Origin of the sequence: Borreliella californiensis (assembly GCF_014205885.1) — a bacterium.
Classification (GTDB): domain Bacteria; phylum Spirochaetota; class Spirochaetia; order Borreliales; family Borreliaceae; genus Borreliella; species Borreliella californiensis.
In genome coordinates, this window is record NZ_JACHFB010000005.1 from 55,395 (window position 1) to 64,738 (window position 9,344).

The 9,344-nt window shown below is 24.0% G+C and carries 11 protein-coding genes and 4 pseudogenes; 10 read left to right on the forward strand and 5 right to left on the reverse strand.

The window, feature by feature from the left end; translation table 11 throughout:
• Positions 1–22: 22 nt before the first annotated feature.
• From HNP67_RS05325 to HNP67_RS05310, 4 genes are all read left to right on the forward strand, one after another.
• Positions 23–715, forward strand: coding sequence for a plasmid maintenance protein (locus HNP67_RS05325; RefSeq protein ID WP_184125460.1), 693 nt, complete (start codon positions 23–25; stop codon positions 713–715).
• An 18-nt stretch (positions 716–733) separates the two neighbouring features.
• Positions 734–1,309: a DUF226 domain-containing protein gene (locus tag HNP67_RS05320; protein WP_184125457.1), complete on the forward strand. Its 576-nt coding sequence runs from the start codon at positions 734–736 to the stop codon at positions 1,307–1,309.
• Positions 1,285–2,046: a ParA family protein gene (locus tag HNP67_RS05315; protein WP_184125455.1), complete on the forward strand. Its 762-nt coding sequence runs from the start codon at positions 1,285–1,287 to the stop codon at positions 2,044–2,046. The genes HNP67_RS05320 and HNP67_RS05315 overlap by 25 nt, the downstream gene beginning before the upstream one ends.
• Before the next feature lie 82 nt (positions 2,047–2,128).
• Positions 2,129–2,683, forward strand: coding sequence for a chromosome replication/partitioning protein (locus tag HNP67_RS05310; protein ID WP_184125453.1), 555 nt, complete (start codon positions 2,129–2,131; stop codon positions 2,681–2,683).
• 181 nt (positions 2,684–2,864) lie between these two features.
• Here the strand turns inward: HNP67_RS05310 and HNP67_RS05305 are convergent, their stop codons facing one another.
• Complete coding sequence (locus HNP67_RS05305; protein ID WP_184125451.1) at positions 2,865–3,356, reverse strand: P13 family porin; 492 nt, start codon at positions 3,354–3,356, stop codon at positions 2,865–2,867.
• An 83-nt stretch (positions 3,357–3,439) separates the two neighbouring features.
• Positions 3,440–3,706 (reverse strand): annotated as a pseudogene (locus HNP67_RS07090) (type ISP restriction/modification enzyme); the annotation flags it as partial.
• 141 nt (positions 3,707–3,847) lie between these two features.
• Here HNP67_RS07090 and HNP67_RS05295 point away from each other — a divergent pair.
• The 4 genes and pseudogenes from HNP67_RS05295 to HNP67_RS05280 form a co-directional block, all read left to right on the forward strand.
• A complete protein-coding gene (locus tag HNP67_RS05295) occupies positions 3,848–4,888 on the forward strand; it encodes a ThiF family adenylyltransferase (RefSeq protein ID WP_184125449.1) in 1,041 nt (346 codons plus the stop codon).
• Entirely contained in the window at positions 4,885–6,063 is a 1,179-nt protein-coding gene (locus HNP67_RS05290) for an MFS transporter (RefSeq protein WP_184125447.1), read from the forward strand. Before HNP67_RS05295 ends, HNP67_RS05290 begins: the two co-directional genes overlap by 4 nt.
• Positions 6,050–6,229 carry a hypothetical protein gene (locus tag HNP67_RS05285; protein ID WP_184125509.1) on the forward strand — a complete coding sequence of 60 codons (180 nt, stop codon included), beginning with the start codon at positions 6,050–6,052 and terminating at the stop codon, positions 6,227–6,229. The genes HNP67_RS05290 and HNP67_RS05285 overlap by 14 nt, the downstream gene beginning before the upstream one ends.
• Before the next feature lie 162 nt (positions 6,230–6,391).
• Positions 6,392–6,583 (forward strand): annotated as a pseudogene (locus tag HNP67_RS05280) (P52 family lipoprotein); the annotation flags it as partial.
• 434 nt (positions 6,584–7,017) lie between these two features.
• Here the strand turns inward: HNP67_RS05280 and HNP67_RS06950 are convergent.
• Positions 7,018–7,413 carry a BlyB family putative holin accessory protein gene (locus HNP67_RS06950; protein ID WP_418455416.1) on the reverse strand — a complete coding sequence of 132 codons (396 nt, stop codon included), beginning with the start codon at positions 7,411–7,413 and terminating at the stop codon, positions 7,018–7,020.
• Between the two features lie 45 nt (positions 7,414–7,458).
• Positions 7,459–8,049: pseudogene (locus HNP67_RS07205) on the reverse strand (BlyB family putative holin accessory protein); the annotation flags it as partial.
• A 506-nt stretch (positions 8,050–8,555) separates the two neighbouring features.
• Between HNP67_RS07205 and HNP67_RS05270 the strand changes: the two are divergent.
• Positions 8,556–8,705 (forward strand): hypothetical protein, encoded by a 150-nt coding sequence (locus HNP67_RS05270; protein ID WP_014023118.1) that lies wholly within the window; start codon positions 8,556–8,558, stop codon positions 8,703–8,705.
• A gap of 15 nt (positions 8,706–8,720) precedes the next feature.
• On the opposite strand, the gene tnpA is transcribed toward HNP67_RS05270, so the two are convergent.
• Positions 8,721–9,134: an IS200/IS605 family transposase gene (gene tnpA, locus HNP67_RS07200; protein WP_184125445.1), complete on the reverse strand. Its 414-nt coding sequence runs from the start codon at positions 9,132–9,134 to the stop codon at positions 8,721–8,723.
• Between the two features lie 38 nt (positions 9,135–9,172).
• Between tnpA and HNP67_RS05260 the strand changes: the two are divergent.
• Positions 9,173–9,289: pseudogene (locus HNP67_RS05260) on the forward strand (helix-turn-helix domain-containing protein); the annotation flags it as partial.
• Positions 9,290–9,344: the final 55 nt, after the last annotated feature.

Here is a 9,344-nt window from a genome sequence, read left to right on the forward strand (position 1 = left end):
TAAATACAGTTAGGAGTATAGAATGAAAATAGACAACCTTAAAATTCAAACCAATGCAAATCTATTAAAAAAATATCAAATCAGATATTACAAAATCTTATCAATACTTAAGTATTTCCAGAAAAATGCTATTAGATATAATCAAAAATTTATTTTAAATACATTAAATTATTTTCTAGCCCAAGATGGACTTAAGGAGATTGCACTAAGAACCCTTAGAAAAGATTTAACTTGGTTATGTGATAAAAGTATTATTAAAAAAACTTTATTAAGATTAGGAGAAGGGAATGGTTCATATATAAGATATTCAGTCAACAAATATAGTAATAATAATTTAAACTGTGTACTTAAAGATAAGCAAAATACTATTGAACATGATGCTAACGCAATATATAAATTTACAAAAGAAACACAAAAAAAATACTTCAAAAATAAAGGGGTTAGGGCTTTTAGTCTAAAGAATGCAACTAAAAATGTCAGTCATATTATAAATAATAAAAAACATATAAATAATAAAGAAAAAATTTTACACAAAACAAAAAATGAAAATTTAAATTTCATAGATTCAAAAATAAAAACTTTATTAAAATTTAAAAAAATAAATTTCTTAGATAAGGTTAAAGAAAATTATAACAAAAGAAAATATTTATATAAAAGGATAGAGACAAAAGAATGGTTAAAAAGAATTAAAAATCAAATATGTTACGACAAATGAGAGATTTGTGGTTAAAATATGAATCAAATATTAGAAGGTCTAAAATACAAAGAAATGGAAATTGGATTGCTAAAAAAGAAAAACAATATTTTCATAAAAAAAGAGAAAATAAATAACAAAACATTATATCATACAAAAATATTTAGAGATATTTATACATTTGGTATAAATCAAAGAAACGAAAATAAATTTTTTATTACATTAAGGAATTTATTTGATATAAATGAAAAAAGTAATTTTCATTTATTTAGAATTAAAGAGAGTATTAATGATGAATTTTTGGGAATGTTTTATGGATTTAAAAGATTAACAAGGCCACTTTTTTTTAAATATAAAGATGTTATTACAAAAGCTATCAAAACTATACCTATGTATAAAATCCATTACATAGAATTTAGATATAAGAAAGGAAGTGTTTTTTGTTATATAAAAGCAATTCACGCTTTAACAAAAAAAGAAAAATTTAAAAAAAAATATGCTCAAAATCTATTAGAGAGAATAATTAATCTAGAACATAAAGTATACAGATTCTACAATAAAAATTTATCAAATGGAGGAATTATAATTAAATGGATAACAAAAAACCAGAAATAATTAGCATTGCAAATATTAAAGGGGGCGTTGGAAAAAGTGTTTTAACTATTATATTTAGTTTTGTTTTGAAAAGTTTTGATAAAAAGGTTTTGCTTGTAGATTTTGATCCCCAAAATAGTTTAACTAGTTATTTTTTTAAGTATATAAAGAGTTTGAGCAAAAACAATGTTTATTCTTTTTTAAAAGAAGACTCAAATGCTAATTTAGATAAATATTTGACCAAAATACATGATAATGTATATCTTATTCCTTCTCATCCCAGTTTACACCTTTTTAACAAGGAGAATACTTCCTATAAAGAACTTTTTTTAAAGCATAGGCTAGAAAGAGTATTGCCCAATTATAGTTTTAATTATGTGATAATTGACACGCCACCCAATTTGGATTCTCTTTTAGATAATGCTCTTAATATTACTAATAAACTTATTATTCCTATTCAAGTTGAAAGATTTTCTGTTGAAAGCCTATCTATCTTAATGAAATATATTGAGAAAGTTTCAATGTACCTAGATAAAGATATTGACATATCCATAATTGAAAATCAATTCATGAAAAACAGAAATACTTTTAAAAGTATTGAAAATTCAATTAAAGATAAATACGGCAAATATATTAAAGGAAAAGTTCATTTTTATAATAAAGTCAAGGTGTTTGCAAATAATTTACAAGAACCCAATGTTAAAGAACCTTATTATCAAGAATGTTTAGAAGCCTTAAAAAATATATTAGGTATTTAATTTTATTTTATTTTGTTCGTTTGTTCGCAAACGAACAAATGCTGCTGTTTAAAGCATATTTTTTTTAAGGAGCGTTTTAGGGATGTCTAAAGATTTAATCATTTTGAATGATAGAGAAGAAGGATTGATGGGTATTTCCGAGGAGGAGGAGTATGAAAACTATAAGCATGCTTTAAAAAAGAGTATGGTTAATGATATTGAAAATAAAATTAAAATCATGGAAATATTGTACAACATAAAAAATAAAAAACTTTATCGTATTGATGGGCATGTGAGTTTCAAGTCTTTTATTGAAGAATTTTTAATTGCTAGGACTCAAGCTTATTTATATTTAAAAATATATGAACGAGTTTTAAAAGGAGATGTAAGTATAAAAGAAATTAGAGACAAAGGGATGATAGAAATTTATAGAAATATAAAATCAAAAGAGGTGGTAGATAAAAAGTCAATTCAAAATTCAATAAAACCATTAAGATTTCAGCTTAAAAGACGAGATAGTTACGATTTCTATAAAAGCAATGCTAAATTTACGGGGTATTTGTTAGATAAGATTTTTTCTAGTGATAAAGATTATTTAAACAAGATATTAAAAGAATACTGTGATTTAAATTTAAAAAAAACAAAGCAAAACATATAAGCAAGTGCTTGCAAAATTTAAGCAATTTTTGTACAATTACCAGAGGTTGTATTTTTAAACTGATACGATCCTAATTGTCAATTTAAAACCTAGTAATAGGTTTTGTTGAGTGCTTTTAATTGAAAGTTTTCAACAAAACCTATTTATTATTAGATTACAGGGGTTATTGTCTTATATTTTTTCAATAGGCTTTTTTAAAGGATAGCTGAAATCCGTTTATTCCAATATCAAAATTGGGTTCAAACCCCGCAAGAGCAATGCCGAGTCTTTTTTTAAGATTAGCGTTGTGTTTATTTGCAAATTTAAATGGAATAATAATTCCAGTAATGTAGGATGCTAAAACCGTAAGACTTCCTATACCCGTTAGTGTCAATCCGGTCATTTCTGTTGCTTCGTCTTTTGTTGCTGTAATAAGCTTCCCGGTTATTATAAGTATTCCTCCAAGTATTTGAGAACCAAGCAGTGCTCCACCGCCAATATAATCTCCTTGAACAAAAGATCCTATCCCTAAAGACAAAAAGATATTCAAAAGTAATGGTGCTAGTACGGTTGCTTTTTCACTTTCATATTTCATTACAGTTGCAATATCATCAACTCCTTTTTCAAGTTTGTCTTGTGCCAAGATTTGCATTGTTGAACTAAAAATTAATATTAATGTGAAAATTTTTTTCATATTAATATTACCTCCTAATAATAAAGTTTTGATAATTAAATAGTAGCGCAATTTTTAGATTTTATTTGAATTACTTAGCTGTGCTAAGCAGATTTTAATGTGGAGTTTGTAGAGTTTCCATTAAATTCTTTTAGATTTGAAATTATGCTGTCTATTTCTTTTTGTATGCCAATTGTATAATGAATTGTTTTGATGACTTTTTCGAGATGTTCAACTTCTTTTGGGGACATTTTTCTGCCTTTTCTATAAGTTAAGTAACTTTTTAGAGTTTGGTAACTCCCAATAGTATAGTTATACACCTTCTTGGGAACATTAGTAAATCTAGAAGTTTGGTTATAGTAAAGCTCATTTGTTTCTTCTTTATGCTATTCTAATAATATAAGGGGGTGCAATTATGTTAGGCAAGAAATTTAATTAATATTTAAGACTAGGTTTTGTTGTATTATTTTAAATATTTAATACACCTAGTCTTAAATGTTAGGGGGTATAAAATGGTTTATATAAAAAATCCAACTTCATTTTTTAATAAATCAATTTCTGGCAATCTTGTTAATTTGGGTAACTTTCAAATTAAAGTGAGTGATAATGTTTTTGAACATTTGCTTGATATTGCAATATTTGCAAAAAATAAAAAAACATATAAAGAATTAATATTATTTGCTACTGAAAATAATATTAGCGACGAAACTGTAAAATTAGCATTAGAGAATAAAGTATTAATTCCTTTTTATGAACATCCGAAGAATAGAGCTTGCTTTAAAAATAAATATTTTTTAGATCTTTTACTTGAAAATCCAGAAAGTTTTAGTTTAGAAAAAGAGCATATCATTATAGTGGGATGTGGCGGTATTGGAAATTTTATGACTTATTCTCTTTCTACTTTAGGATTAGGGGCTATAACTTTTATAGATGAAGACGAAATAGAAGAATCCAATTTAAATAGACAGTTTTTATTTAATCATGATGATATAGGATCTAACAAAGTAGATGTAATTGAAGAAAAAATAAAATCGCTAAACAAAGCCATTCAAACTAAAGCCTATAAGGAAAAAGTTTCTGTAAAATTATTAAAAAATATTTTGATTAACTCAAAAATTAAACCAGCATTAATAGTGCTGTCAGCGGATGATGACTACTGTTTACCTTTAGTTAATAAATTTTGTATTGAAAATTCCATTCCACTTATAAATATTGGATATCTTAATGATTTTTCAGTTATTGGTCCATTTTATATTCCAAATATCTCATCTTGCTATTATTGTACTGACATAGGAGTTATAAAAAAGTCAACAACTTCTAAATTAGAAAGTAAAATAATATTAGCAAATAAAGATTATCAAGCTCCCTCTTTTTTTACTAATAATGCAATTGCATCGAGTATGGCTATTATTGATATCATATTTTATTTCGGCAATGAATATGGAAAAATTAATTCTTTAAATAAACGAATTGGTATCAGTAATCATAATTTCTCATTTCATTTTATTGATATTTTTAAAAATAAATCCTGCAAGTGTAATAAAGATTTATGATAGAAAGTAAACATAAAAGATATTATTTTGATTCGTTATTTTTATTAGAACTTGCAAGAACGTTGCCCCATGCTGTACTAACTATTATTTTAATAAATAAAGGATTGTCATTAAAAGATATTACTATAGTACAAATTTTTTACATGGCAGCAATTATTATTTTTGAATTTCCATCAGGTGTAATATCAGATATTTTTGATAGAAAAATTGTTTACTTAGTATCAATTTTCTTGCTAATGATTTCTTATTTTATTATTTTTAAAGCTTCTTCATTCATACTTCTTTGTATTTCGTGGTTTATATATGGGATGTCAGCTGCTATTAACACCGGGACAATCGATATTAGTTTTACTAAACTATACCAAAATGATTCAAAAAAGCTAAAAGCTTTTATGTCATCTGTAAAAATGATACTAAGTATTAGTGCTATTTTAGGGGGATATATTGGAAGTGTACTATATTTATATATCGATGTAAAAATTTATCTAATTTCATTATTAATATATTTAATATCTTCTTTAATTACAATCTTTTTCATACCTAATGATAAAAGTACAGATCATGAGCGTAGTAAAGAAGATTTAGCTTTATATCTTGCAAAGTTTAAAAAAAAAATAATAATTTTATTAAAATCCAAAGAGCTTTTAGAATTATTTATTTTAAATAGCCTTATTCAATTTTTTTATCAACCTTTTTATTTATACTGGCAAGTAATTTTTGCTGATAAGAATATATCTATTAGTATATTTGGAATTATATATATACTGTTTCGCTTGTCAGATATTGTGGGAGCATGGACATTTAGAAAAATTAAACATTCAAAATATGATATTTATGCTATTTTAGCTATGATATTTTTGTTATCAGTTTTAATAAAAATAGTTACACATATTTACATATTTATCACCATGGTAATATTTTTGGTAATTTTAATTTCTATTTATTCTAATAATTTAGAATATTTTTTAAGAAAAAATGTGGATTCAAAAGTTTTAGGAACTATAACCTCTGTTAATAGTACATTATCTCGTATATTTTCAGTTTTAGCATTAGCCATATGTTCAATTTTAACTAATTTTATAAGTGCTATAAATGCATTTATTTTATTAATACTTATTTTTTGTATAATGTCTGTTATTGTGACATATAAATTTAAAAATAATGGAAAAAGCTAAAAACATCTATTTAAAAATGGATGTGAGCAATTCCAAAGAAGATTTTGTAACCTTACTTAATGAGTTTAAGGTTTTTAAAAATAAAAAAGGAGAAGATTATATTTCATCTTTAATAAAAGGATATGAGAATTATTTAAGAAGAATGTATAAGCATAACGCAGCGTAATCCTAAATAGTGGATATTGCAATTTTTAAAGATAGTAAAATTTTATCTAAAAATAACAAAGAATACTCCACCTATAATTTCTATGAAATTTAGGTGGAGATGAATTTGTAACGCAAGTTAAAATATAGTATTATAATTATAAAAAATAATGAGTGCTAATAAAATAAATTTAAATACGAAGTTTATTGGCTTTATTCATGCATAAGGGCTTTATATTCTCCAGATATTAAGTATTCTGGTGAAGGGGGAAATGAATATTTTTATAATGGGAGGGAGGTTTTTATGCCTAGGCCCACTATTGATGAACAATATTTTAAAGTGAAGAAAGGAATAGAACAGTATGCTTTAAGATAATTTTCATTTTTAGTATTAATGTCTATGTAAGGATTAATGAATGAAATTATATAAAATATTGGGCTTTTAGTTATAAATTATTTTTTTTAAAATAAGATTTTTAGTATCTTAATAAGATAAGGCATTCTTAAATTTTATTTTCTATGGCTTTTCTTTTTTGATAAAATAAAAATCCTCTATATTTAGGGATTCTTAATTTTTTAATATTAATTAAATATTAAAAACTATTAATTGAGGACAATCTACATTAAATATTCTCCCCATTTTATAGCTTTGGAATCTATCTCTTTCTTTTTAAGATTTTCAAGATATTCTTTGATTTTTCCTAAATCACTTTTTAAGCTTTTTAAATCAGCTTAACTATAAGCCGGTGATAATTTTTAATAAATCTTCTGCTTTTGGTGCTAATTTGTTTGAAAATTAGGTTTTCATATTCAATTTATGTTATACATTGATGATGTGAGATTTTTAATTTTTGATATTTCTTGTTTTTTATAAATAGGTGTTCCTGATTCATCAAATTTTAGACCATTATGTATTTTGAGATTTTTATCATCAGAATTAACCAAATCAATAACCTTATTGATTTTTTCATTTAATGGATCGAGTTTTTTAGTTATTGTTGGAGTCAATGCACTTTCAAGTCTTTCCATATTTGATTTATAGATTGATGTGTAATAGGAATACAAATCATAAACCAAAGAAAATCCTTTGTGTGCAACTTCTCCAAATTCATTTTCAAATTTAGAAAGTATTTCAATAAGATTCGATATAGACGTAAGTCCGAGTTCAAGATTATCTTTAAATAGGGTTTTTGATTTTTCGTTAATTGTTTCTGGTTTATTTTCCGATTTATATTCAATAGATTTAATTGAATCAATAACCCCAATGATTTTTTCATTTATTGGATCGAGTTTTTTAGTTATTGTTGTTGGAGTTAATGCACTTTCAAGTCTTTCCATATTTGATTTATAGATTAATATGTAATGATCATACAGTGCATAAACCAAAAAGAATCCTTTACGTGCAGCCCATCCAAATTCATTTTTGGATTCAGAAAATACGTTAATAAGATTCGATATAGACGTAAGTCCGAGTTCAAGATAATTTTTGGGTAGTTTAGGAATTGGTACAGATATATTATAATATTTAAATAGGTTTTTTAATTTTTCTTTAATTGTTTCTGATTCTTGTTTTATATTTTCTTGTTTCTTTTCCGATCTATCTTTAATTTTTTCTAATTTATGCCCAAATTGTTCTTTATCTTTTTCATTTATTTTATTCGTTAATTCTTGAATTTTTTTTTCAGCCTCTTCTAATCTCGAATCTTTAACAACGTTCTGAGCTATTTCTTTTGTATTTAAAAATTCTTCAATTTGGTTTTTTAGCTCTACATTACTTTCATAATTCTTACAGCAACTTGTTAGTGCAAGAATAGCATAAACAACAAACATTTTTCTAGTCATAATTATTGCCTTTCAAAATTAAATCAATCAAATTTCTTAATTTACAATTTTTTAAAAAATCTATGCTTAGATTTTTTAAAAAGTTTTCTTTTGTTTTATTTGTTAATTTATTAATAGTATTTGTATCATATGATGATAAACTTAATAGCATTAAGAGTATGTTGCTAAAATATTTTTTTTCATATTCTCTACTTGTAGAATATTTTCAAATTATCTAATCTTTATAAGATTCATATTATTATGTATATAAATATATTGCTATTTTTTATAAAACAAACATATATACAGTAAATCATGCAAAAGAAATAAAAATAGATTTTAAAAAATATCTTATAGTTGTAAGGGGTAACATAGTCTACAAATACCTATATATCTATTTAAACAAAGTGATAGGTTTACTGTAGTTATAAATCATCAAAATAATTATTTCATAAAGAATAAGGGAAAGTGGTGTAGTTTACTGTAGTTATAAATATGACATAATTAAGTATGTGGAGGATATATATATGAGCAAAAAAAATAAAAAAAAATTATTTCTTAATGATAGAATTGAACATAATATTATTGGTAATTTATATAATTTAGATACTAATATAGATAAAAATTTAACTAAAAATAACAAAGAATTCCCCACCTATAATTTCTATGAAATTTAGGTGGAGATGAATTTGCTAATAAATAGATTTGTTTTGATTTTGAATATACTTTTTGATGAAATCAATAGAAGCTCCTCCAGTAGAGATAAGGCAATAACTTCTAGACCAAAAATAAGGTTTCCAGTAATACTTATCTAAATAAGTAGAATATTTTTTTCTTATAAGCCTTGAAGATACTGTTTTTAGATTGTTGATGAATTTAGAAGGTTGAATATTGGGAGTAAATTCTAGTAATAAATGAATATGATCTTTATCATGGTTGAATTCATTAAGGGTTACTTTCCATAAATAACATATATTAATTATTATTTGGCAAAGAGAAGATGAAAGCTTAGCATTTATGCATTTATGCCGATATTTAGTAACTAATATTAGATGATAATTAATTGAATATATGCAGTGATTATTAAAATTTAGCTTTTGTGACATATACACTAAGTATAAAATATTCTAAAATAATAGAACATATGGGTATTAATAAAGCTTATAAGCATAGAATATATCCTAACAATAATCAAAAAAAATATTTTTCAAAAGTATTTGGATGTGTAAGATTTTTGTATAACAAAATGTTAAGTGATAAGATTATATAAATTAGTAGTTCACGTATATATCTATTTATACTAATTAATAATAAAT